Below are 24,012 nucleotides of genomic sequence, written 5' to 3'. Positions count from 1 at the left end.
CATGCCTTTAGGAACATATCTCAACACCCCCTTTGACGTGACTGGAGCTGGATTCGGCTTCGGTGGCGTTTCCAGAGTCGCCCTCATTCCCTTCAATAAAGTTGCTACCATGATTGGAACCCTGGATTCATTCGGCAACCTGATCGAAGTAACCGCTATCACCCTCACCGCTACTGATAAATTCCAGGAGATTGCATTTGTGGAAGGTTCAGCCTCCTACACTGATGAGCTGCAGGTATCGAACACGAAGAAATTCATGAAGCAGACCCTCAACATGATCATCGATGCAATAGGAGAATCTAGCATCGAGAAAGCTCACCAGATTCTGTTGACCCGCAAACACATGGCCCTCGTGTTGCGTGCTACTGGTGAATGGCGACTGATCGGCTGCACCAATGGTCTGAAGCCTACTGCTTCCAACGCCAACTCTGGCGCTAAGGCTGAGGACGACTCTGCCCTCTCCTTCACCCTTGAAGGCAACAACAAAGGATTCGCTCCGTTGGTGGACGAAACTATCGTTGCTGCTCTGATTGATGAAATTGCGTAATCTAACTATCAATTATAACTATCCCTCAAAGCCCATCCACTTAGGATGGGCTTTTATCATTTAGAAGAATTTCCACTCTGATTTGTCCACGCCCAAATACACTATCCATCCCTGCTTCGCATTTTGAAATGTAATGCCATCTTCATCGATTAGACATAGCATCTCAAACAAATTGAGATAGCCCATCTCTTCATCAAAGCTATCCATGTCCTCAACGGCTAAAACTAAAATAAGAGAATCATCAGAATCTTTGAATTTATCAGCTACGCTGAATTTCAAGTAGGCAATTTCAAAGTCATCAGCTTTTGAGCAACTTGACTTAATTAATGAGATAATTTCTGACGGAAATTCTCCAAATACTCCTCCCCAAACCTTCTGTCCTACTACAGTCGAAATAATTAAATCTGTTGCACTTAAGTCCCTTTTTCTTTTCACCTTGTCTATCTCCCACTCATATTCAATAGACCTAATATTAGATATTTTTACTGCTTTAGAGACACGCTCCAAAAAAGTAGTTCTAGGAACTGCTTCAACACGGTTTGAAGCTGCAACGGAGATGAGCAACTTACAAGCCATTACTTCCTCCTCATACACTTTCAACCAAGAGAGAATATCAAATGCAACCTGTAAAACCTTATCCGGCCTTGCCAATCGGTTCGACTTGTTCGAATGCTCATCCCATCTGGAAAGGGCAATCAACATACCAACCGCTGTACTTTCCCGCCTGGAAATGACGAACCAATTAATAGCTCCAACGACCTTCTGTAGGTCTTGGTAAGTGGGAATATGATCAAGAGAGTCCCATAGCTGTAACGCTTTGGTCAGAAGTGAGGATTCGCTCAAGCTCTTGACTAATGAGAGGGCTTTTCGCTCACCAAACTCTCGTGCATAATCATCAAAAATCTGCTTTGTGAAGTACCTGATTGTTATCCCTGACATGATTATTCTGCCTGTGTGAGGCAACAATCTAGAAAGAATTAGTTGAATCAGCCGCAGTAAAAGGCCATCCTGTGTGGAAGGACCTCCTTAAGAATGTCTGGCAGCCGGTGGCTTATAACTACCAGAGCCGGATATGATAACCCTACAAAACAAGAGCTTCAACAAGCTCCAAATATTCAAGACCCACCTCGTTGAAGACGCTGATCTAAGCCACGCCTCTTTCACACTGGTGAGCGAGGTTGGAGGTCGTTCCATGGAGTTGATATGCTTTGTGACCGAGGGAAAGAACTACTGGATCGTCGAGCAAGACGAGCCACAGGACTTCTCAGACCTGGATCTCTCCAACCGCCTTGAAATCATGGAGAACGGTCAATTAATATACAGCGAGGGGGTGACCATCAATGAGCTATAATTATCTGAACAACGGCTACGATAACCGTCCGATCTTCAATATCCCAGGTGCGAAGCGCCTGTTCATGATCAAGAAAGAGAACTTATTGGCTCTTGGTCAATCCCCTGGGTTACTCAATGGTCTCTCCAACTACCTGATTGAGGACATCTCCATTTTCGGCAAGTGGAACATCTTCAATGAGCTGGACAACTTCAAGTTCGATGTAAAGCTCAACCGCAGCAAAGCCGGTGACCTCTACTCCTTGGAGCTTGGATTCTCCATCAACATGCTCACCAGAGATAAGAACACCCTTCTGGAAAACCTCCTCAATACAGACGTGACGGTGATGATACAGGATGAGAATGATCGATTCTGGCTCCTGGGCGATGAACAGCCACTCCGCATGTCAGAGCTTGGAAAGACCATCGATGGAGAGGTCAACCAATACACCGTCAAGCTAGAGGGAAGGCAGCTCAAGATGATGAAGGAGGTGGGGCAGATCTACATCATCACTCTCACGGAGGTGACTGATATGGTCGATTCAACCGATGGTGGCGCTGTCACATGGGTTCTCAATACCGGTGGCAGCACCGGCCCAATCACAGGAGGCAGCAGCACTCCTTCTCAACAGCTGAACATCCTCTCCAGCGTCACTAACCCACCGAACGGCTACACCATCCGCAGCATCGATCATGTAATCCTTGTCGGAGCTGGTCGCTCCATCAATCTACCGTCATCACCTGTCCAAGGGCAAGAACACATACTCAAGGACTATTCTGGTGGAGCATCACTCCTGCCGATCACCGTCAATGGAAACGGAAAGCTCATCGACGGATACTCAACCGCATCCATCAATACCGACTTCGGCGCACTCACTTTCATCTACGGTGCCGGCGGTTGGAACACCACTGCTTTCGTCAACTAAGCAGCCCAGAAAACAGAGAATACATTATGAATGGCCAGAACTTCTAAACCTAAAACAGCCCCACAGATAACCCACGTCAACCTAGCAGAGGTCAAACTGCCAGAGATCCGCCCTTCCCAATTACGCTACACGGTCAACGATTGGGTGCCTTATGGCGAGTCTAACAACTTCCCTGACTACCTCATCAAGAGCGCTAGGAAGTCACCTATCCACTCCTCTTTCATCAACACCCGACAGAACCTCATTAAGGGTGAAGGGGTGACATACTCCGATGATCTGGCTGCATTTCTTGAAGCCTTAGATGAGGATGGATGCACGATCAATGAGCTATGTGAGCAGGTTGCGACAGACCTATCCATCCTAGAAACCTTCGCGGTGGCCGTTCGATACGATGGCACGAGGAAGAACATCATCCATCTGGATTACATCGACTCCTCGATGGTGAGACCAGACAAAAATTTGGATGAGCTTGGCAAGATCCAGGGCTATTGGGTGTGCGCCGACTGGAGCAACACAACCATCAACGTCCCTACCTATTTCGAGAAGTTCAACCCAAGCAAGGTGAAGCAGACCACTCAGCTCTACTTCTACCATAAACGGGGATTGGGTCAGCCGTTCCTTCCAGACGTTAGCTACCTGTCAGCCCTCGGATACATCGAACTAGGGTATGAATTATCAAAATACAGCCTCAACTCCGTTCTAAATGGCTTTTTCGCTTCTGGCATCATGAGCGTCAAGGCGAATATGACAGAGGAGCAGAAGGGTGATTTCCAAAGAGCTGTCAAGAATTCATTTCAGGGCAGCGAGAACGCTTCTAAATTAATGGTGGTGGTTTCTGAGGATGTCGATACTGTAAAGATCGAGCCATTGAATGCAGGTGACAATACCCCAATGCTCAATGCGCTTGACGAATTGGTGACCAAGAACATCTGCACCGCTCACCAGGGGAATCCAATCATCGCTTCCATCCAGACCGATGGCTCAACTCTTGGTTCCGATGGGAAGCTCTACCGTGACTCACTGGAGATCTACTACAACACTGTGATCAAAAACCTCCAGAATCCTTTCATCCGATTCATGAAGAAGGTATTGGACTTCAATGGATTCAAAGAATATGAGTTCGAGATTGCTTCCTCAGCCCTCATGACAAAGGACATCCCTGATTGGGTGCTACAGGATTACATCCAACCAAAGGTGGTGGCGGCCATGTACGGCTTCAAAGAGGAAGACCTAACTGGACCACAGGAGCCACAAAATAATGCGCCTGACATGCCCTTAGCGGCTTAGAATGGAAACACACTCACCACGGCATATACGCGCTGTGGTGAGCCTCAAACCTATGCCCATTAACAACCTAATCCGCAAAAGGATACGCGAATACTATGCCCTGAGAGATGCGAAAGCCATCAAGGCTTTTGAGTTGGCAGCAATCGATGAATTCCTCACTTGGAGTAACATCACTTGGTGTAGAATGATGTTTTTCTACGCTAACAATGAAGTCAACCGACAGCGTGGCAGGGTCGGCAGACTCTCAGGATTCAGGATAGCCACCAGAAACCTAGACCTAGTTCCAGCTAACGACCTTCCACGAGGGAGAAACCCCAATGCTTCATCCATTCGGTATTACGATGTGACTAGAGCTGGAGCTACGGTAGCCAATGGCATCTCTAGTGGTGGCCTGAATGGAAAGGTGACCGGCAACTCCCCTCAGCCTGGGCAATGGCGCAGCTTCAGAGCTGGTGAGATCACAATAGTGGTTGAGGTCTGGTCATTTGAAAGGCAGAAGTTCGGTCCAATCAGCGATTTCAATGCTTAATAGTGTGGAGTTACGGTACAAAATACCCAGATAAAGCACCACCCTGCCCTGCTCTTCCTTCTCTCCTATTCCTTTACACACTCTTTCAGATTCTTTAGAGAGTGAATGGAATGCTTAATAATCGATTATAACAGAATGGAATGACACTGGCAGCAGCTGAATCGCAGCGTTTCTCAATTAGTATACCACGGAACAACAGACTTATAACTACCAACGATGGCTAACTACCTTATAACAGAATCATATTTCAAGTCTCGTACATCAGTCTCCAAGCAACTTGATCCACAGAGTATCAAGACGGTGTTCACCACGGTCGAAGAATTCTACATCAAGGAGATGCTTGGCATCCCTCTGTATGAGATCTATAAAGGGAATGTCAACGGATCAAATACTGAACCTCTCACTTCATTCGAGCAAGAGCTGCTGGACAAGGTGATGTACTACTATGCCCTCATGGCTGAGTGGGAAGTCCTGTTCAACCTGTTCGACATCAGCAATAAAGGGAACACTGTGGAGCAAAATGCTGCATCTGTAGAGCTTGTTCGCATGAAACGCGGTGAAGTCCTGAGCAAGGCTGAGCAGCTCAAGGCTGGCATCCTCTCATTCTTAAAAACCAATAAGGAGGAGTTTTCCAATTACTTCCCGTCAACCCAAACAAATCAGGCGAGGGCTGAAGCAGTGTTTCCAATCGTGTTTGACCACGCGCCGAAATACTACTACGGCATCTAATGACACTCACCATAGAATTAGCACTACAGGTCATGTCCTTCCTCGGAGGGCTCATCGGCGTGTGGGTCACGCTCAATAACAAGATCACGCGCCTGGAAACTTCCCAGGAAGAGCTAAGGCAGAAGATGACTGGCTTCTACAGTGACCAGAAGGAGCTATCCAAAGAACTGAAAGAGCTGAATCAAAACATGCATAAGATGATGGTCGATCTGGCTAGAATCAGCACCTTCATCGAGGTGTCAAAAGAGATAAAAGACCATAAGTGATGAAATTCCTAAACCTATATAAAGCCCCTAAATCCACTCTATTAGCACTATTCCTGCTGGTGGGCTTCACCGTGCTTCTCAAGTTTCAATTGATAGATAAGGAAATCTATAGCACCCTCTCCGTGCTGATCGTCCCTCTCATCTTCACGGATTTGTTGAGCGAAAAAAAGAAGAATGATGCCTAAAAGTGAAGGAAACAAAAACCTCAATTAGCAACAGAACCGTCCGAGTTGACCTCCCCGTAGCTGTAGACTCTACTGACAAGCTGGCATTAGTCTACGACGAGAACACTGATCAGCTTGCCCTTGCTCCTACGGCTCCACCTGCCGACGCCATAGAAGACTTCACCTTGGTTCGGGATTCTTTCATTCCTGGCTTTGATAGCTCTTACACCGGCTTGAAGCCAGGTGATACCGTAACCGCAATGGACTCGCGCATCATCAAAGTGGGTGCTGATGATTACGGCGGATATGTGCGCTTCACCAACGTTGGTTCGTCCCTCACCATCGGCTTCTTCGGTAAGACCCTGAACGTTTCCATCTACGACGAACCCGTTGGTGGCTTTCAAGTGACGAAAGATGGGGAAGCGCCTTACTACGTCCCCTACCAAAATCGTGTCGCCTTCGTCACCCAAAGCATCGTCTTCGACACTGCCGATTACCACACCGTCAAATTGGAGGTGGTGAATACGGCGATTTCGACTCAGAGCATTGTCATTCCTGCTTTGCAGCCTGGCGACGCCGTGGAAGTGAATCGGGCAATCTTAGAGTTGGTGACCAGTGACCAAACCTTCGACGTGGACGTGTCGGAGTTTACCAATACACCCGTCATCCAAAACATCCTGACCGCGCACAGCACGAGCGTTGTGCCATCGGCAGCCGCCGTTTACAACACCATCATGTACACGCTTGGCAGTGCTGCAAATTCCATCGTGCCGCTTCGTGGCGACAACCAATCCTTCGACCCTTGGAGCGCCGTGGCGGGAGGCAGAAGCAACAAAGCCGGTTACCCTTACGCTTTTGTGGGTGGTGGCTACAACAACAGTGGTATTGGTCAATACGCCGTGGTGGTGGGCGGCGATAGCAACTTGACCGATGGCGCTGCCAACTTCATCGGTGCCGGTGTGAGCAACCGAACGGGTGCCAGTTATAGTGCCGTAGTAGGTGGCACCAGCAACCGCGCTGGACAAAACCACTCGTTCGTCGGTGCCGGAGCCAACAACACCGTGGAAGGCGAAAAGTCGGCAGTGGTGACAGGCTACTTCAATAAGACGCAAGGAAGCCATGCCATCATCGGCGCTGGCTATGGAAACAACTTAACCAGCACTGCAAATTACGGTATCATCGGTGGTGGATACTACAACACCAACAGTGCTGACCGTGGCTTCATCGGTGGTGGCGAAATCAATACCATCACCGGCTACGCCGCAACCATTCCCGGTGGCAGCAACAACACCGCTGGTGGCGCATTCAGCATCATCGGTGGAGGTTACCTGAACACCATTGCAGGTGGTGCCGATTACGTGGCGATTTTAGGTGGGCGCTCCAACGTCATCAATTCAGGTGCTTTGGATTCCAGTATCGTCGGTGGCAGCATCAACACCGTCAACGGGGTGAACAACCACATCCACGCTTCATACGACTGCGTGATTCCGGCTTCGTGCACGAACGTGCTTGCCATCAACTGCACTGGCTTCACAGTGCCTGAGAACACGAGCAATGCCACATTCATCAGCAACCAGTTGTACACGCCCGGCACTTCGGTAACCATCGAACAAAACTTGAGCAGCAACAGCACGACCGCAGTGCTGAGCGTCAATGGCGTTGGTCAAGCTCTATTCAATGCGACCTACGACCTAGCTTCATTCGGTTACGTGGACCTAAAAACCAATGATAAGACCACGTTCGATTACGTAGACAACGAATTGGACTTGAAAGCGCCGTTGTTTTCACCGGCTTTCGGTGGCAACCCAACGACACCAACGCCATCACCCTCGGCTTTCGGTCAACAGGTTGTAAACGCTAGTTGGGTGAGAACTATCACGAACAGCATAGGTTCGGCTTACACCAATTACCACTCCATCAATCCGGTAACCCCAGGTCAAAATGGGGGTCTTCAAGGCACCAAGGAAACGGTGGTGAACTTCTTGAACTCGGACAACTACGCCATTTATACCGACAACTTAGTGACCAATGACATTTGCGTGTTTTTGATGGATTACACCCGCAGCGCAAACACTGTATTGACCTGCCGTTCTTCTTCCAATCCTAACGGCACTATCAACGGCATGAGTTCGGTATCGTTGCTGCCCGGCTCGATGATTATGGTCCAATTGATGGCAGACCGCAACCTTCGTGTCTTGCAATACCACAAAAATCAATTTTAATATGTAAAAATATTTATTATTTAAATGCCTATCATTCAACCTACTATTGAAAAAATCGAAGTACAGTTATCCGACCGTATATTCAACGACACCATCATCAAGCAAGTCGCCATCTTCACGCGCTTGGAGCATCGGCAGCACCCTGAAACCAAGGTTTGTTCCGCACTGGTGGACGTACTTGTGAAATCATATTCCAACGATAACGGCGTGAACGGCATTCACCTTCACGACAAAGGTGTGTACGACCGCACGGTTCCCTTGGTAGCCGATAACAATACCGTGGTTAGAGCCACTACTGGTGAAATCGTAAGCATCAACCCAATGCCTTTCCCGAACCAAGCGTGGAAAATCGCTGTGGACGCCATCGCTGAAAACCAAGACGTGATGTACCAAGGTGATTTCTTCTGGATGTTACGTGAGTCGCAAGAAATCAACATCGGCGGCTTGATTCGTCAACATATTTTAGCTGCAGACCAGATGGGCAAGTTTGCTTAGTGGTCTTCGTCCTTCCCTCGTATCTGATTCTCATCTTCTGCCTCCTGGTGGGGATAGGGATCATTGTTGTGTAGCTGAAAAGCCGCAGGTGGCTATAGAGAGTAGCACAGCGCACAATATATTGTAACTTTTCAAGATTTCGTATTAGGTTGGCCCCATCAACCAACATAATACACCCATGTCCACAATCCGAGCATTCATCCGAGCGGTGAACAAGAACAAGGCCGAACAACCAATCTCAGTCGTCTGGCAGTCCAAGAGTGAGAAGTTCGTAGTCTCCTCTGGTCAATTCATTGACCCTAACCTATTCAAGAAGGAAAGAGCATTCGGAGACAGCGCATTACTCATCAACTCGCTCCTCACTCAGATCAAGGCAGATCTGGAGCTGGCAGAGGGCTTGCTCAAGAAAAACGGGCATGAGCCCACCTCTAAACTGATGAGGCAGCAGTATCAGGCCGTCACGGAGGAGCGCAGGAACGGAACGATTCCGAAGCCTCATGTATACACGCAAGCCCTAGGCATGGAATTAGATGATTCAAAGCTACTCATCCTTGAGGAAGAGCTAGAGGCTCGTCTGAAGAAGGTGAAGCGCATGAGGTCAACTTTCATGGTCCCAAAGGATGATCTGTTCCTCACACGCTTGGATGCTGTGATTGAGCAGAAGCGTGGGAATCATTCCACCTCCACAAGGGAGATCTATCAGTGGGTCTACAAGAAAGTGTATGAGTTCAACCCACTCCTCTCCATCCATGATGTGACTGCTGACACCCTATATGAGCTGCAAAACTTCTTAGTCAGGTCAGGTATGAAGAACTCTAGCATCAAGACCTGTCTGTTGAAGGTGATGACCGTGATGCATACCTATCAGATAGAGTTGAACCTCTCGCCATCGTGGAAGAAGTTCAAGCTGACACTGCCAAAGAAGGAGGAGAACATCATCTACTTCGAGCAGAACGAACTGCTGGAGTTGATCCATTTCGGATCAACCAATGTTTCCCTGAACCGAGCAAGAGACTTGATGGTGTTGATGTGCTCGACAGGACTGAGGTTCTCGGACATTTTCTTCAATGGGAAAGAATGCATCAAGGATGGGGTGATCTCCCTCACCACTCAGAAGACCAAGCAGTATGTCACGATCCCCCTCGCTCCCATCTCCAAGGATATAATGGAGCGCCACGACTACCAGCTAAAGCCAATAACCCTTGTTAACTTCCGCAAAGCCATTCGGAAGGTTTGCAAGCAACTACCCTCACTTCAGTATGAAGAGACTATCACCAGCTTCAATGGTTTGAATCGCGTGAGCGAAACCAAACCCAAGTGGCAATTCATCTGCTCGCACGCCGGGCGGCGCACCTTCATCAACCTCTGTATCGAGGCTGGCATCCCCTTCTCCAAGATCACTGCCATCACCGGCCACGCCAACTGGAAGACCTTCGCTCTTTATACCGATAAAAAGAGAAAGCTTGATGATGAGCTATTTAAGGTAAAGGTGTTTGGATAATCTTAAAATTTTACGTAAGAAAATTTGGCATTCAACGGATAAACTTTACCTTTCACATACCAAAAAAGAAAGCTCCACCTGCCAGTGGAGCTTTCTAAACCTCGCACTAAGCGGGTTTTGGTGAGTGAATCGCTCTACTAGTTCCTGTCGTGAAACAGCCGGAACACGTTGAGCATGAGATTAAGGATGGGGACTATGTGGTGATACCACTGGTCCCCTTTTTTCTTTCCTGCCATGGGCAGATTCGAGAAGCGAGAGGAAGTTGTTCTCACCTCTCACCCACTAAGTAAAAGGCAAACTAATCGAGAAACAAACCTTAATTAAACTGTAGCAAAGTTAGTTTTCCACAAACCGCCTAAAAACGGGTGTAAAGCCACATTTCACCGAAAATATCATTAAACAAATCATGAATATGATGATGAAATCCATCATGCTTTGATTTGTCATTTAAAATGTTTATTAGACATTTTTATTTTTAGTTATTATATTCATTGTTAAGCTAATAAAGCCAAGCAGAGCGAATAGTGACGCTGATGCGAGTATCCAGTCACCAGCTAACTCCATCTGCACATTGGCTCCGTTGAGACGCTCAGAGCAAGCACAGTGAATGAGGGCAATCATCCACCAGATAACTGGCTTTGGAACGCCGACAATCACGCCCATAAAGAGAGCCTGCTTTGAGAAGATGTTTTTTAGGGTTTGCATACCTATCTATTGCGCCTCAGCAGAAATAGTAGGAGAAGCAGAAAAATGAATGTGGCAAGCAGGTAATTCTTTGCCCCTGTCCATAACCTCATTATTCCATTGGGCTTTGATTCCGTGACCGTAGCCACGCGCTTACTCACATTGGTGTGTGTTTCACTGACCACAACCGATGTGTCAGCCTGAGCCGCGTGTGCACTAATCTCAAAGTCTGTGTCACTCTTCTTGGTGATGGTGTAGCTGACCCTCTTCCCTGTTTTGGTGAGGAACACTTGCCCAGGCTTAGCCTTGTGAAAAGCTCTGTCAAACCCATCAAGCTCTTGGATGGCTTTGATCGAATCGGCAGGCACCACCAACTCAACAGGACGCTGGACGATGGTGGTGATTGAGTCAGTTCTCTCGATTCGCTCGATTGGTTTGGCAACTCGGCAGCTTCCGAGAATAGCTAGAGCTAGTAGTGGTGTTAGGAATAGGCGTTTCAAATTTTGGTGAGGTGTATTTTCATTTCATGGGGTGCCGCGGTCTGTCCGCCGAAAAAAGGATGTAGTATCCATTGGAAGAGCCAGCGGTCAGGCACTTTCCACTTTCGAGCTGTGCTTTCCAGTTCACCGACTCGGACGGTGTATTCATAGCAGCTTTCGAAGTCGGTGATGGAGATGTCGAACTCCTCTTCCGGCTTGACCACAGCTAGGATCGTGTCAACCACATCTCGCTTGCCATCGGCGTAAGTGTAGGTGAGCAGCTCAATGGTCTGACCGTCCATGCAGCGCCAACCGATTCGGGCTGATTGCTGATGGTGGTTCCAACTTGTCGAGAAGCCGACGAGCTTGTTAATGTCGAAAGCGTCTTCCCCTTCTAGCTGATATAAGCAGCTATTCTCGAAGCGGCAGCGATACCTTATGGTATGCTTGAAGGTGAACGAGGGGAATAGACGTGAGTAGTGCGAACCGCTTTTGATGCGGTACACTAGCCCAATACTTCCAGCTTGATTAGGTAGGTGTTGTTAACCGGTAGCCTTAGGTTCGGCGTGATGGACAAGCCGCAGTAGTGCTTGCTCGTGTCCTGAGTCACGATGTCCAAGCTTCTCAGGGTATCAACGAAGACCTTCAGACCTGGCACCGTATTGTCAGCGTCAAGACGTGACCGATACTCCAGGTGGATCCTGAACTTGTTGATGCTAGGAAGCTCCTGTTCCCCAAGGAGGGTCGTGAAGAGCTGCTTGTATTCCATTTCCAGCTTGTGACGCTGGCGGTGGTTCAGCCGATAGACGATGTTGCTAGAGGGCCATTTTCCAATGTACTCGAATTGATAGGTTTGCACCCCTATCTATCTCCCTCATAAACAAAAGATTCTGCAAACACAAACTAGGAAGTGTTAACAATCGCGCAGCCAGAGCACAGTTGCTGCTAAGTGAATAAAAGCCAGAAAATGCCGGTCCAACTTGTCGTAGCGCGTGGCCACGCGTCGAAATTGCTTGAGGCGGCTGAAGAGTCGCTCGATGGGGTGGCGCTGGGCGTAGCGGGCCGGGTCGTAGGCCCGCGGGTGCCGGCGCTTGCGCCGGGGCGGAATCACGGCGTGGGTGCCGCGGGCAGCCAAAGCGGCCACCAGCGGGTCGGAATCGTAGCCCCGGTCGGCGATGAGGTGGACCGGGGCCAAGCCCTCGAGCAGGGGCAAGGCTTGCGGGGCGTCGTGGCGCTGGCCCGCCGTGAGGCAGCAGCGCACGGGCCGGCCGCGGGCGTCGGCCACGGCGTGCAGCTTGCACGTCAGCCCGCCGCGGCTGCGGCCGAGGGCCTGCGGTCCGTTTTTTTGCGCGCCCCGGACGCGTGCTGGTGGGCCCGCACGGTGGTCGAATCCACCAGCAGCGTGTGCAGGGCGGTTTCGTCCTGCACGGCCTCGAACACGCGTTGCCACACACCCGCGGCCGCCCAGCGCTGGAAGCGCGTGTACGTCGTGTGCCAGTTGCCGCGTTCCGGCGGCAGGGCCCGCCACCGCGCCCCGTTGCGCGCCAGCCAGAGCACGGCTTCCACGAACTGGCGGTTGTCGCGCCCGCGCCCACCGCTCGTGCCTTCCCGACCCGGCAAGAGGGGCGCCAACCGCGCCCATTGCGCATCCGTGAGCATTCTTTCCATGCCCCAAACTACCAATCACTGTTAACACTTCCTAAAAAGTTTGCCTTAACAGTAGCAGCCGTAACTCACACTAACAAGATGTTCGTTGCCAGGCGAAACTCAACCTTCGGCTGGCCGAACATAGCCATGCTTCCGAAGGTTCAAGCTTGATGCAATATATTATATTTTTGTTTATACTATTCAGTTGATGTGGAGTGGATTTGCTTCAAAAAAACCACTCTAGGTTTGCTGCATCATCAACCCTAGCTAGGGCATAACCCTCACTTAAACCCAATAAAAAATGCAAGAAGAAATTCATGCGGGCGGAGCTGTGCCCACTCTCAAGGAAGCCGTCTTACTCAAGCTCGCTGAACGTGGAACAAACGGCGATTGGGTAGCCGAGATGCTTGACAAACAAACTGAAGCCGAGCTTACGGAAATGCTCAAACGCTTTAGCAAAAAAGAGCCACAGGATCTTCCAACCACTATCCCAGATAAGATCACTCTCGAGTTTCATGCAGCTGAAGACCTGTTGCTGGTGCTCCAATACTTCTACATGCGGTTTGGCCACTTGCTACAAGATGCCAAGTGGGAAGCTCAGTTCGGCCAACCAGAGCAACCCGAAGACGACTTAATGGCGCTACTTGTAAAACACCAAGTGGATTGGAAGCTCATCGAAAGAAACGGCTCCAGCGCCACCGTCAACTTCATGAGGTTAGACCAGCCAATCCCCGATGCTTACCTCCAAGTCATGGCAAACCTGTCGCAAAGTGGAATAATGGACATCAACTATACCTACACTGCGCCCCACCCTAATTCCAAGCGCATCAAGCAGCAAACCAAGAAGTTTGAAGCTGACTATGTAGACGAGGAATAACCTCTTGGCAAGCCCTGCCCAACGGTGGGGCTTGCCAATTCGCTGGCTTTACAGCTAGTCCAGTGCTTACACTGAAATGTTCCCACAATATAGTAAGAGCTGACCAGCCTTAGCAGTGGCGGGTAAGTAGTGGAGTTGATAGCGTGGTAGTGGTGGCTAGGATGTAGATGGAAGAGTAGGTAGAGCACCTGGACTACCCTGTTTCGCAGCGAAATTTATTTTCAAAATAACTGCATTCTCACCTATAAACGAGGGCACTTGTGGTATATAAATACCATGAGAGTAAGAGAGTATGCCCACACCCAAGTCAATGTCTTCAAAGAGGACAAACCAAGATTCAACAAGCTTCTATCGCTGATGAAAAGCAAAGGATTCAAAGGGAACGGCGGTGAGCTGTTCGCCCTGCTAGTCAAAGAAGAAGCTGCAAGACAGCTCGCTAAATAAGTCCCGCCTATTGAATTGAAACCGACCAAGAAAGTGATCATTTCCGAGAAGATAGCCACTGCGCTTGAAGCTCTGAACCTATCCAAAGCCAACTACCGCCACGCTGTGGCAATCATCGAGCACCTGTTCAACAAAGCCTCCTACGAGTCTAGTGATGGCTGGCTCTACCTAAACAAGACCTACCTGACCGCTGCTTTCGGAAAGAAAGGGTACGACATGATGAGGCTGCTTGTAGCCAATGGCATCATCCAGTCGGTTGACTCCTATTATACAGGTGAACTCGGTGGAGACCCCTACCCTAAGCGTTACCGGATCTCGATGAATCTGGTGGAGTTTGACAAGCACTCGGTAGCTGCCGATGCAAGCTGCCACACCCCGGAGTTCACGCAGGTGGACCAAGCAATGGTGCTTGAGAACATTGCCAAGTTGGAACTCAACTACAAGGACGCGATGAAATACGCCCACGCCCTGGCCGATGCTATCACCGTTGATTCGTTCGACATCAATCACGAGATCGAGGAAACTGTTGTCCAAGTGATAACCGATGGTCGAAACGCCAACTACTTCGTCAACCTTGACAAAGCGGTAGCTGAAGCCACGAAGAAAGGGATGTCCGTGATGCGTCGTAAGGGCGAGAGTGGTGGAGTGCACATCGCCTTTCCCTATGAGTACGTTGCCGAGATACGTGCTACCTGCCGTTGGATATGGACCCGCTTCCTCACCAAGATTGACAAGCGCATCTATCGTGCTCCTTATCGCAACGCCACGAACAACAGGTTGGACACCGACATCACCAACATGAAGTCGGATTTCCTCGGATTCATGACGGTTAGCGGCGGGCAGAAGATTATGAGCATCGACCTCAGCAATTCACAGTTCGTACTGCTGGCTGCTTTGCTTCAGAACCCGGAAGTGTTCTCGGACGAGCGCGCCATGTTCTTCAAAGACTACGAGCACACCGATGATACCAAAGCTTTCGTGGCTGCTGCCAACGCCGGCATGTTTTACGAAACCCTAGCCGTGCTGCTCGGCCTAGACAACGGTGCCGGCATCGAATCCATCACCAAAGGGAGTGCTGCCAGAGCAACCGCCAAGAAGTGTGCATTTGCTTGCGTCTTCTCCGGAGCTGAATCCCCCTCGGAAAAGAAGAAGCTGCTAAAGGGGAAGTTCCCACAACTGGTCGAGATGACCGACGGCTTCAAGCGCAAGTACGGCAACAACGAATTTGCCATCCTGCTCCAGCGCGTCGAGTCCGAGATCTTCATAGACAACATCGTCCCTAAGCTTGTCGAGAAGAAGATCTGGCAGCTCACGAAGCACGACTCTGTGCTTGTCGAGGAGCAGAACGAACCACTCGTTTCAGAGGTCATCATGACTGTTCTTAAGGACTACAAAATTAACGGCGTGGTCGATGTGACCGACTGCTCAATCAAACATGCTGCTTAACTGGAGACCCGTCTAAGGACGGGTTTCTTTTTGCCCATATTGCGGCTTCAGCACCACGCAAAGCCAAGATGAAAATCCCTGATTCTGTAGTTCCCGACATATACCTCATCTGTCAACGTGTCTTCAACAACGAGCTGACAGCAGCTCAAGGCAATCGGCACCTCGTTGAAACTTATGGCTTAAATCAAAGCTCAGTTGACACCTTCATCAGGAACTTCGAGCATATGCTCAATGGAAGGCGGTTCAGAAGAACGTTGAACCTGTTTGCGATGAGATACTTCCTTGAACGCTTCACCATTGATTACGACTCGCAAACGCTCTTCAAGGCTCTATCAGCCCTGATGCAGCACATTTCTTACATCGAAGACCAGACTGGAGGCAAGCACCCCGGAATGCGGCAGGTGTTTAGTGAGTTTGTGACCAGGTTGCCACAAGACTTCCAAGATGAGTTTGAGCAGGACGATATTGAAGAGGATGTTAAGTCCACCCCTAGGGAGAAGCTGATCGCCTACCTCAAAAACCTAAAGAAGACTGACGACGACCATGTGATGATCGATGGAAAGTCCTACAAGCGCGACAATCATACCCTGGCAGTCATCAAGCAGCTTCGTGACTTCGCGTGTCAGGTCTGCAACACGAAAATCCTCAAGCGGGATGGAACATTCTACATCGAGGCCGCCCACATCAAAGCCAGGAGCCAGTTCGGTAGGGAGACACCTGATAACATCCTACTGCTGTGCCCAAATCACCATAAGGAATTCGACTACGGCGAAACCGAGATCACCTTCCATGACGCTGACAAGGTAGTGTTCATGATGAATGGCAAGAGCTATTCCGTAACACTTACCATCGAATAGTCATCTGAGGCGCTCGACCTGCCACGGCAGAGAAGCACACTCCCCACCATTTCACGCGCAGTGGTGAGCCTCTTTCCTATGCCCAGAGTTAACCAGGTTCGGTGACGGTGCTGAGTTTCGCCACCCTCCCGCCCACCTCACGACAGGCCGACTACCACACCTATAATACTAGTTACTCCTACTATAGCATCTACTCCTCTGGAGAGAACATCAATAACACTATTCACTCCTACAGCAGACAACTCCCTTATAGAATCAAACAAGACTGGCCTGGAGGTGCATCTGAAGAATGGTCAGGCAACCTGCTGCGCTGTTAATCAGCTGATGGATCTATGCTATCCCAATACTCCTGGCTCTGCTGATCCATATCCAAGTTGTCATTGTAGTCACCCTCACCTTCACTTTCACTAGGATTGAAGAAATTATCGCCCCAGTAGTCCGATGAAGGGATAAAATGTGGCTCTGTGATTTGTGGGTCAGCTGTCATTTCAGGCCTGAAACCTGAATACGATTCTTCAAAAGCCGCAAAACCATAAGGATCGTCATCACCTCTACTCATATTTAGCTCTTCTTCAACTTTTGACACGGGTTTCTTGGAGTCAGATCCTGGAGGGGTATAGCCTGGAGGATCTGGAACAAATTCATATTCTTCCATTGGAGAGAGATACTTAAGTGAATCGATTGGTAAGGTAAAGTGTAGTTTCTATTCAGCTAGTGTAACCCTTACCACCCCTGCCAAACCCTTCTCAGACCCATGTAAACAGACCTCAACACGACCCATCAGGCTTTTCACAGGCTCCCAAAGGCTAAAAACATACCCTAACACCCCAAAAGAACTCATATTTCACGCAGTTTCTGTCTGAACCACAGATAGATACTATATGAACCCCACTATTACAGCCCTAGAATCAGACGATTACACTATCATCACCTATAGAGATGAACAGCTTCTGACATGGAATGCCAAGCTTGTCCCTGACTATCCCAACTACTACATCACTGACTGCGGCAGAGTCTTCTCAACCAACATCCAGGAATTCCTGAAGCCCACTCTCAAGACCGGCTACCTGTCAGTGGTCCTTAGCAACGCTGAACACAGCAGAAGGATCTGCATCCACCGTCTTGTCGCCATTGCCTACCACGGAGACCCTGGCCCCACCTACCAAGTCGATCACAAGGATCGAGAGAAGCTGAACAACCAGGTGACCAATCTGAGATGGGTGACCAGACAACAGAACTGCTTCAACCGGACCAAGGCTGCCAACACCTCTTCCCAATACATGGGAGTGTCTGCCTATCGGAACCGTGGCTTCTCAGCCGCTATCAAGCTCAGCGGGAAGAGAACACCTCTAGGAGTCTTTCCAACCGAACTGGAAGCGCACCAAGCATACCTGAAAGCGAAGCAAGAGCTTCATCTCTTCTAGCCAATGACAAAGCCACCTCTCATCGGGGTGGCTTTCTTGTATTATCGGAATGGATGGTGATTCTCCCCCGACTTCTTCAAGCTGCCCAAGTCTGTATCCAATCTTGTATCCATGACTAGGGGTGATGGACACTCAGGGAGCTTCTAAAGATCAGTAACGAATTGATCCCTTTGCCCTTAAAACCGACCGGCCAACCAAAGGTTCGTGCGAGTCAGTTTCATGCCGCGAAGGTAGCCCACCGCCGCGAAACGCGCAACCGAAGCCGTGGCTTCACAGGCACTCCCACCTATCAAGTTGGGGCGCTCCATCTCATCAAAAGACAATAAGCCTGTCGTTGCGGCTTGCTCACCTCAGCCATTTACATTTGAAAACGCGCACATATTACACCTCTGCGAGCCAGCGCCGGTGAAAGCAGGCCCCGCTGGCCAATCCTTCGCGCAGATGGCGTGCTTATGCCGAAACCCTGGCGACTCACAAAGAATGAGTTGCCGGTTGTAGGCGCCGTCTTGTTTCGCTTGCTTGTTTAGCATTTTGCAGTAACGACCTCTCAAGCAATTTGCATTTTCAAAGACCACAGCCTAGTCAATACTATTAGCATTTTACACCGGTCCTATTCGGCATTTTTTTGGTGGAAAGGCTCACAATTTTAGAATCAAGTGGCACTTAAAAAGGTGTGATTATCTGGTATCAAGGCATTAAAACAACCCAATCCAGCACTTTTATTAGCATGTTATATATAGTTGAAAATAATGGTTTTATGTTTAAAAATTCCTTCAACAACAGGGCTTATCAATCTCACCCACGCACATTAGCATAGGAGATAATGAAATATATCAAACTAACTCGAATACGGTTACCAAGCCAGGCGATGATGCAAGCTCGTTTGTTCAGCAACTGTACAGCATGACAAATTGAATAAAATCATGCCTACCCTATCAATGAAGCTAAAGTTGATGAATGATAAATTGGCACCTGAAACATAGATTTATTGCTGTCCTGATTCGGCAAAGTGAAGTCCCTACTGCGCTCATGAGGGCTGCCAACTCCTGCCTGCGTTATCAGTTTTCAACCCTGGCTACTACTATATGCACCTAAAAAAACGAGCCAAACAGAAGTCTGCTTGGCTCGTTATAAAACGTGGGCAATGAGAATTCCTATTCGGGCTGGTAGTCGGCAAAGGAGCCGTCCCGGTAAAAAATTACAATCCGCCGAATGGGCTTTTCGGCCCCGGCAAACAAGGCCGCTGCTGTAGGATTAGCAGCAGTTGGTGCATGTTCCGGAGAAACCGGCTGCTCTTGAACTAATGCAGGGGCTGGACTAACGGCATTTGGCTCAACGGCCATTTCCTCTGACGGCGCGGCTGGCGATGGCGCCGCAGGCGGTACCGCAACATCGGGCGCGGTGGAGGCAACAGAAAGCGTATCCCAAAGGGCGCTACCCGGGGCTACACTTGCCGAAACGCCTGTGAATTTGTTAACCTGGCCCGTGAAACGGCGCGGCGTGGGCTTGGGGGAACTGGCAACTACCGCTTTTGTAGGGCCGGGCGAACCGGTTTGATTCTCATTGCCAACGGAAGGCTTTGGTTGCGGTGCAGCGGTTAGAACAGGCGCTTCCTTAACAACTGAATGAGCGGGGGGCATCGCCGGGGCCGCAGAGGCTTGCATCGGGCCAGTGCCATTGAGTAGCCACGGCATCGACAGGTCGGGCATGGCTGCCAAAATACGCTGCACTACCTCCAGGCTGGGCTTGTTGCGTCCGGAAAGGATATGGCTCACTATCGGGCGGGCAACGCCTATTGCGTCCGCAAATTGGGTGGGGGTAAGCTGCCGGGTTTCCAGCAGTGTCCGAATGCGCTCAATCATTGTCATCAATTTGATTACAAATGTAGCACATGCTGGCAAAGTCCGTTATACCTCAGGCATCCCCCTATTAGTTTACAAATGAAACAAACACATTAACTAGCGTATATTCCAATTGTAAACATCACCTTCGTCAGCTACTCATTCACCGAAAAGACACAATTGTTAACCTCTTAGTTTGGACGTAATCCTCTCCTAAATTTCTGTTACGTTTGGTCCTTCCTTTTTACTTCCTATGCTAATTGCACGTGCACAAAAAAAGGCCCGTCAACGCACGCGTTGACGGGCCTTTTTTTGTGATTTGACCCGCTCGAATTATCGGCAGCTACCTCAGTCAGGCGTCAGACGGTTAGTTGAAATACTCGCGGGCGAGTTTTTTATCCAAGCCATAGATGTCGTCGCGGAAGTGCGGGTGGCCTGCTTCATCGGCCCAGGCGGTGAAATACACCAGGTACACGGGCAGCTTTTGCTTAAGGGTGATGTACTTCTCGCGGCGCGTGGCGATGCTGTCGAGGATGGTTTGCTTGTCCCATTCGGGGCGGTTGCGCAGCAGGTAGGTGGCCAGCTTAATGGGCTCGGATAGGCGCACGCAGCCGTGGCTGAAGCTGCGGTTGCTCTGCGAAAACAGCTCGTCATGGGGAGTATCGTGCAGGTAAATATCCTGCGAGTTGGGGAAGATGAACTTCACGTCGCCGAGGTCGTTTTTGGGGCCCGGGCGGCGGCGGAGCGTATACTTGAAGGTGTTCTGCGTCACGTTGGCCCAGTCGATGCTCGAGGGGTCGACGGGGGTGGCTTTGCGCCCCCAGCCCTTTACCACTTCCATGTCGAGACGGTCGAGGTAACTGGGGTTGGCCACGAGCTTTCCGCGCAGCTCGTTGTCGATGATGCTGAAGGGCACATTCCAATAAGGTGCCAGCACCACGTACTCCATTTTGTCGCTGAACACCGGCGTTTCGTGCAGCACCTTGCCCACAATCACGGCCATGTTGAAGGCCTCTTTGCCACCTTCTACCACGTGCAGCGTGTACTCAGGAATGTTCACCAGGAGGTAGTCAGGCTCAAACTTTTTAGGCAGCCAGCGCCAGCGCTCCATGTTCAAAATGAGCTGGTCGATACGGGAGCCGATGGGAACATTGAGTTGCTTCAGGGTTTCGCCGCTCACAATGCCCGTCTGCTTCAGGCCGGCGTCCTGCTGAAATAATTTCACGGCGGCCACTACCTCGGAGTCGTAGATGTAGGCCGCAGGTACGGCACCGTGCTTGGCTGAATCGGCGGGTAGCGACGCAGCGGCCTCTCCGCCGGCGCTATCGAGCAGGCGCTTGCGCAAAAGCGCGACGGCCGGCGACGACTGGCCCGGTTTCAGGTTGAGGGTGGTGGGCAGAATGGGCCAGCCGCCCGCCCGCTCCTGGGCGCGGTAGGTGGCAAGGGCCTTCTTCAGCTGGTCGTACTCGGGGTGCAGCGGGGCAAACTCGTAGTAGTTGTAACGACTTTTGCGGTCGCCCAGGAAGGTGGCCAAGGCTTTGTTCAGCTTGATTTTATTCGGTTTTACTTGCCACGACGTGCTCTTGGTATCGCGCGGATTGGCGATGCCTCGGTAGTAATCGTTGGCCCATTTCATGTAGGTACCCGTGAGGGCGACGTCAATCTGCTGCTCGAGCGCATTGCGCCGCGCGGTATCGGAACGGGCTTGATTGAGCTCGCCGAATAACTTCTTAAAATCTTTGACCTGGTAGTCTTTAGGGTTAAGCCCCTCTTCTTCAGCTTTAGCAATAATGGCTTGCAAATCTTGGGCCCGCTCCACCGGTTGGTGGTCCTTGAACCACCCCATCCGGAACCCCCGCTCCCGGTAGAAGCGACGGGCGGGAAGCAGCTGCGCTTTGAAAGCAGGCTCGGCCTGGAAAGTTTTGATGACGTACGTGCTATCGATGAGGGGCTGATGGCCGGCCGCCACCTCCGACGAATCGGAGCGTTGGGCGGTGCCATCAGCAGACTGGGAAGAATTGTCGGAACCGCACGACTGCAGCGCAATGCTGCTGAAGGCCGCAACCCACAGAACCCAGACCAAGGAAGTGAAACGAAACAAGAAGGACATTGAAAAAGGAAAAGTGAACGGGATAAGCCAGGCGAGCCCGACCGTTGGGGCAGTGTACTGCCAACGCGGAGGTGGGGTTGCCGGGCCGCCCGTCGGCAGTCCGGCCACAAAGTACGCCATTGGCGGGCAGTGACCAAGCACGGCTATGACCGGAATCGTGCCAACCTTCGTAACTCTGCCCCAAAAATTCGCTTTTAAAGTCACCACCTCGGTAAGGTGCCCTCTTGCCAAGCTCACCGTTCTTTTCGCTTTAGTGCGTCCGTATTATTACCACCTATGAGTACATATCCTCCTTCCTCCATTGCCCTGCCCACCGACCCACATAGCTTCGCCAGCCGCAGCCCGGTGCGGGCAAAGCACCTGGCCCTCGCCCTCGCCGTCGACTTCGATTCTCACACGCTCAGCGGCAGTGCCACCTGGCAGCTGGCCGAGCCTGGTGCGGCCACTGAAGTCGTCTTTGACACCCGCGACCTGACCATTGAATCGGTCGAGGCGCTGGACGCTTACGGCGCAGCAACGGCGGCTAACTTCACCCTCGACAGCGTGGCCGACCCAGTGCTGGGCCAGGCCCTGAGCGTGGCGCTGACGCCGGCCATGACGGCCGTTCGCATCCACTACCGCACGTCCCCGACGGCGGCCGCGCTGCAGTGGCTGGCTCCGGAACAAACGGCCGGCACCCAGCCCTTCCTCTTCACGCAGTCGCAGGCCATTTTGGCGCGCACCTGGCTGCCGTGCCAAGACTCTCCCGGCATCCGCTTCACCTACGAGGCCACGGTGCGCGTACCGGCGCATTTGCTGGCTTTGATGAGCGCCGAGAACCCGCAACAGCTCCGCGCCAGCGGCGAGTACCGCTTTCGCATGACAGAGCCAATCCCAGCCTACCTCATGGCGCTGGCGGTGGGCGACCTCGCCTTCGAGCCGCTCAGCCACCGCACCGGCATCTACGCCGAGCCGGCCACCCTGCCGACGGCTACTCACGAGTTTGCCGACCTTGAAAAAATGGTGGCAGCGGCCGAGGAACTTTACGGGCCCTACCGCTGGGAGCGTTACGATTTGCTGGTGCTGCCTCCCTCCTTCCCCTTCGGCGGCATGGAAAACCCTCGATTAACATTTGTTACACCTACCATTCTAGCTGGCGACCGCAGCCTGACCAGTCTGGTAGCGCACGAGCTGGCTCACTCGTGGTCGGGCAACCTGGTTACAAATGCAACGTGGAATGATTTCTGGCTGAATGAAGGCTTTACAGTGTACTTCGAGCGGCGTATCATGGAACATTTGTATGGCGCCGAATATGCCGATATGCTGCAGGTACTGGGCCGGGCAGCGCTGCACCACACCATTGAGGAAATCGGCGTGGCCAGTCCTGACACCCACCTGCACCTTGCCCTGGCCGGCCGCGACCCCGACGAGGGCCTCACCGAAATAGCCTATGAGAAAGGCTGCGCCCTGCTGCTGACGCTAGAGTCGTTGGTGGGCCGTCCCCGGCTCGATGTCTTTATTAAGGAGTACTTCGCCCGCTTCAGTTTTCAGGCGATGGATACTGCCACCTTCCTGCACTACCTCCGCGCCGAGCTCCTGGACCATGAGCCCGGGCTCGAAGGCAATCTCAACCTGGCTGCTTGGGTCGATGGGCCCGGCCTGCCCTCCAACGCACCACCCGTAAGCTCGCGCCGCTTCGACGCCGTAGACCAATCGCTAATTCAGCTGCAAGGCGGCGCTGCTCCTGCTGCCCTCCTACCCAGCACCGCCGACTGGAGCAGCCATGAATGGGTGCACTTCCTCCACGGCCTCCCGGCCACGCTTTCGGCCGAGCAGCTGGCGGCGCTTGATGCGGCGTTTCATTTCACTGCCTCCGGCAACTCCGAAATTCTGGCAGCCTGGTTTCCGCACACGCTGCGGGCAGGCTACGCGGCGGCCGGGCCCGCGCTGGAAAAATTCCTGCTGCACGTGGGCCGTCGCAAATTTCTGGTGCCGCTCTACCGGGCGCTGCTGGCCACGCCCGATGGCCGCAGCCGGGCCCGTGCCATTTATGCGAAAGCCCGGCCCAATTACCACTCCGTCGCAACCGGCACGATTGATGCCTTGTTAAGCGAACAGGCGTAGCCTTATTATATGGTTGCCCGGCCCGACCTTTGCCCCGGGCCGGCGCGCTTACCCGGCCGCTTCGGCGGCTCATCATTCACGCATTTCTCAGTTATCCCCGCATCC

Annotated in this window: 23 protein-coding genes; 15 read left to right on the top strand and 8 right to left on the bottom strand. The window is 51.4% G+C overall.

Annotation, left to right across the window (positions count from 1 at the left end; translation table 11 throughout):
- Position 1: 1 nt before the first annotated feature.
- Entirely contained in the window at positions 2 to 547 is a 546-nt protein-coding gene (locus MTP16_RS17100) for a hypothetical protein (RefSeq protein WP_243512105.1), read from the top strand.
- Positions 548 to 607: 60 nt separating this feature from the next.
- Here MTP16_RS17100 and MTP16_RS17095 read toward each other — a convergent pair whose 3' ends face one another.
- A complete protein-coding gene (locus tag MTP16_RS17095; protein WP_243512103.1) occupies positions 608 to 1,513 on the bottom strand; it encodes a hypothetical protein in 906 nt (301 codons plus the stop codon).
- A gap of 106 nt (positions 1,514 to 1,619) precedes the next feature.
- Between MTP16_RS17095 and MTP16_RS17090 the strand changes: the two genes are divergently transcribed.
- The 9 genes from MTP16_RS17090 to MTP16_RS17050 all read left to right on the top strand — a co-directional run bounded on the left by MTP16_RS17090 (position 1,620) and on the right by MTP16_RS17050 (position 9,995).
- Positions 1,620 to 1,898 (top strand): hypothetical protein, encoded by a 279-nt coding sequence (locus tag MTP16_RS17090; RefSeq protein WP_243512100.1) that lies wholly within the window; start codon positions 1,620 to 1,622, stop codon positions 1,896 to 1,898.
- Positions 1,888 to 2,802 (top strand): hypothetical protein, encoded by a 915-nt coding sequence (locus MTP16_RS17085; protein WP_243512098.1) that lies wholly within the window; start codon positions 1,888 to 1,890, stop codon positions 2,800 to 2,802. The genes MTP16_RS17090 and MTP16_RS17085 overlap by 11 nt, the downstream gene beginning before the upstream one ends.
- Before the next feature lie 30 nt (positions 2,803 to 2,832).
- Positions 2,833 to 4,089, top strand: coding sequence for a phage portal family protein (locus MTP16_RS17080; RefSeq protein WP_243512096.1), 1,257 nt, complete (start codon positions 2,833 to 2,835; stop codon positions 4,087 to 4,089).
- Positions 4,090 to 4,141: 52 nt separating this feature from the next.
- The gene (locus MTP16_RS17075; protein ID WP_243512094.1) at positions 4,142 to 4,618 is read left to right on the top strand and encodes a hypothetical protein; all 477 of its coding nucleotides are present in this window, start codon (positions 4,142 to 4,144) and stop codon (positions 4,616 to 4,618) included.
- Positions 4,619 to 4,834: 216 nt separating this feature from the next.
- Positions 4,835 to 5,347 (top strand): DUF6712 family protein, encoded by a 513-nt coding sequence (locus tag MTP16_RS17070; RefSeq protein ID WP_243512092.1) that lies wholly within the window; start codon positions 4,835 to 4,837, stop codon positions 5,345 to 5,347.
- Entirely contained in the window at positions 5,347 to 5,613 is a 267-nt protein-coding gene (locus MTP16_RS17065) for a hypothetical protein (RefSeq protein ID WP_243512091.1), read from the top strand. Before MTP16_RS17070 ends, MTP16_RS17065 begins: the two co-directional genes overlap by 1 nt.
- A 187-nt stretch (positions 5,614 to 5,800) precedes the next feature.
- Entirely contained in the window at positions 5,801 to 7,999 is a 2,199-nt protein-coding gene (locus MTP16_RS17060; RefSeq protein ID WP_243512089.1) for a hypothetical protein, read from the top strand.
- Positions 8,000 to 8,023: 24 nt separating this feature from the next.
- Positions 8,024 to 8,494, top strand: coding sequence for a hypothetical protein (locus tag MTP16_RS17055; protein WP_243512087.1), 471 nt, complete (start codon positions 8,024 to 8,026; stop codon positions 8,492 to 8,494).
- 178 nt (positions 8,495 to 8,672) lie between these two features.
- The gene (locus MTP16_RS17050; RefSeq protein WP_243512085.1) at positions 8,673 to 9,995 is read left to right on the top strand and encodes a tyrosine-type recombinase/integrase; all 1,323 of its coding nucleotides are present in this window, start codon (positions 8,673 to 8,675) and stop codon (positions 9,993 to 9,995) included.
- A 459-nt stretch (positions 9,996 to 10,454) separates the two neighbouring features.
- Here the strand turns inward: MTP16_RS17050 and MTP16_RS17045 are convergent, their stop codons facing one another.
- The 4 genes from MTP16_RS17045 to MTP16_RS17030 form a co-directional block, all read right to left on the bottom strand.
- Complete coding sequence (locus MTP16_RS17045; protein ID WP_243512082.1) at positions 10,455 to 10,700, bottom strand: hypothetical protein; 246 nt, start codon at positions 10,698 to 10,700, stop codon at positions 10,455 to 10,457.
- A 2-nt stretch (positions 10,701 to 10,702) separates the two neighbouring features.
- Positions 10,703 to 11,179 (bottom strand): hypothetical protein, encoded by a 477-nt coding sequence (locus MTP16_RS17040; protein ID WP_243512079.1) that lies wholly within the window; start codon positions 11,177 to 11,179, stop codon positions 10,703 to 10,705.
- Positions 11,176 to 11,664 carry a hypothetical protein gene (locus tag MTP16_RS17035; protein ID WP_243512077.1) on the bottom strand — a complete coding sequence of 163 codons (489 nt, stop codon included), beginning with the start codon at positions 11,662 to 11,664 and terminating at the stop codon, positions 11,176 to 11,178. The genes MTP16_RS17040 and MTP16_RS17035 overlap by 4 nt, the downstream gene beginning before the upstream one ends.
- 407 nt (positions 11,665 to 12,071) lie before the next feature.
- Positions 12,072 to 12,826, bottom strand: a protein-coding gene (locus MTP16_RS17030) for an IS5 family transposase (RefSeq protein WP_243508759.1) whose coding sequence is annotated in 2 segments (ribosomal slippage) — positions 12,072 to 12,493 and positions 12,493 to 12,826 — 756 coding nt in all. Because the reading frame shifts where the segments join, the coding sequence is not laid out codon by codon here.
- A gap of 280 nt (positions 12,827 to 13,106) precedes the next feature.
- On the opposite strand from MTP16_RS17030, the gene MTP16_RS17025 reads away from it, so the two are divergent.
- The 3 genes from MTP16_RS17025 (at position 13,107) to MTP16_RS17015 (ending at position 16,429) form a co-directional block, all read left to right on the top strand.
- On the top strand, positions 13,107 to 13,682 hold the full coding sequence (locus MTP16_RS17025; protein ID WP_243512075.1) for a hypothetical protein: 576 nt from the start codon (positions 13,107 to 13,109) through the stop codon (positions 13,680 to 13,682).
- Between the two features lie 459 nt (positions 13,683 to 14,141).
- Entirely contained in the window at positions 14,142 to 15,572 is a 1,431-nt protein-coding gene (locus tag MTP16_RS17020; RefSeq protein WP_243512072.1) for a hypothetical protein, read from the top strand.
- Between the two features lie 68 nt (positions 15,573 to 15,640).
- A complete protein-coding gene (locus tag MTP16_RS17015; protein ID WP_243512070.1) occupies positions 15,641 to 16,429 on the top strand; it encodes an HNH endonuclease in 789 nt (262 codons plus the stop codon).
- 313 nt (positions 16,430 to 16,742) lie between these two features.
- On the opposite strand, the gene MTP16_RS17010 is transcribed toward MTP16_RS17015, so the two are convergent.
- Complete coding sequence (locus MTP16_RS17010; RefSeq protein WP_243512068.1) at positions 16,743 to 17,084, bottom strand: hypothetical protein; 342 nt, start codon at positions 17,082 to 17,084, stop codon at positions 16,743 to 16,745.
- A 226-nt stretch (positions 17,085 to 17,310) separates the two neighbouring features.
- On the opposite strand from MTP16_RS17010, the gene MTP16_RS17005 reads away from it, so the two are divergent.
- Positions 17,311 to 17,853 (top strand): HNH endonuclease signature motif containing protein, encoded by a 543-nt coding sequence (locus tag MTP16_RS17005; RefSeq protein ID WP_243512066.1) that lies wholly within the window; start codon positions 17,311 to 17,313, stop codon positions 17,851 to 17,853.
- Positions 17,854 to 19,007: 1,154 nt separating this feature from the next.
- Here MTP16_RS17005 and MTP16_RS17000 read toward each other — a convergent pair.
- Complete coding sequence (locus MTP16_RS17000) at positions 19,008 to 19,715, bottom strand: helix-turn-helix domain-containing protein (protein ID WP_243512064.1); 708 nt, start codon at positions 19,713 to 19,715, stop codon at positions 19,008 to 19,010.
- A 346-nt stretch (positions 19,716 to 20,061) separates the two neighbouring features.
- Positions 20,062 to 21,804 carry a L,D-transpeptidase family protein gene (locus tag MTP16_RS16995; RefSeq protein WP_243512062.1) on the bottom strand — a complete coding sequence of 581 codons (1,743 nt, stop codon included), beginning with the start codon at positions 21,802 to 21,804 and terminating at the stop codon, positions 20,062 to 20,064.
- 276 nt (positions 21,805 to 22,080) lie between these two features.
- On the opposite strand from MTP16_RS16995, the gene MTP16_RS16990 reads away from it, so the two are divergent.
- A complete protein-coding gene (locus MTP16_RS16990; RefSeq protein WP_243512060.1) occupies positions 22,081 to 23,907 on the top strand; it encodes a M1 family metallopeptidase in 1,827 nt (608 codons plus the stop codon).
- The last annotated feature ends 105 nt before the right edge of the window (positions 23,908 to 24,012 follow it).

Origin of the sequence: Hymenobacter monticola (assembly GCF_022811645.1) — a bacterium.
GTDB lineage: Bacteria > Bacteroidota > Bacteroidia > Cytophagales > Hymenobacteraceae > Hymenobacter > Hymenobacter monticola.
Note: the sequence above shows the minus strand (reverse complement) of the source record. Positions and strands in the feature narration are given on the sequence as shown.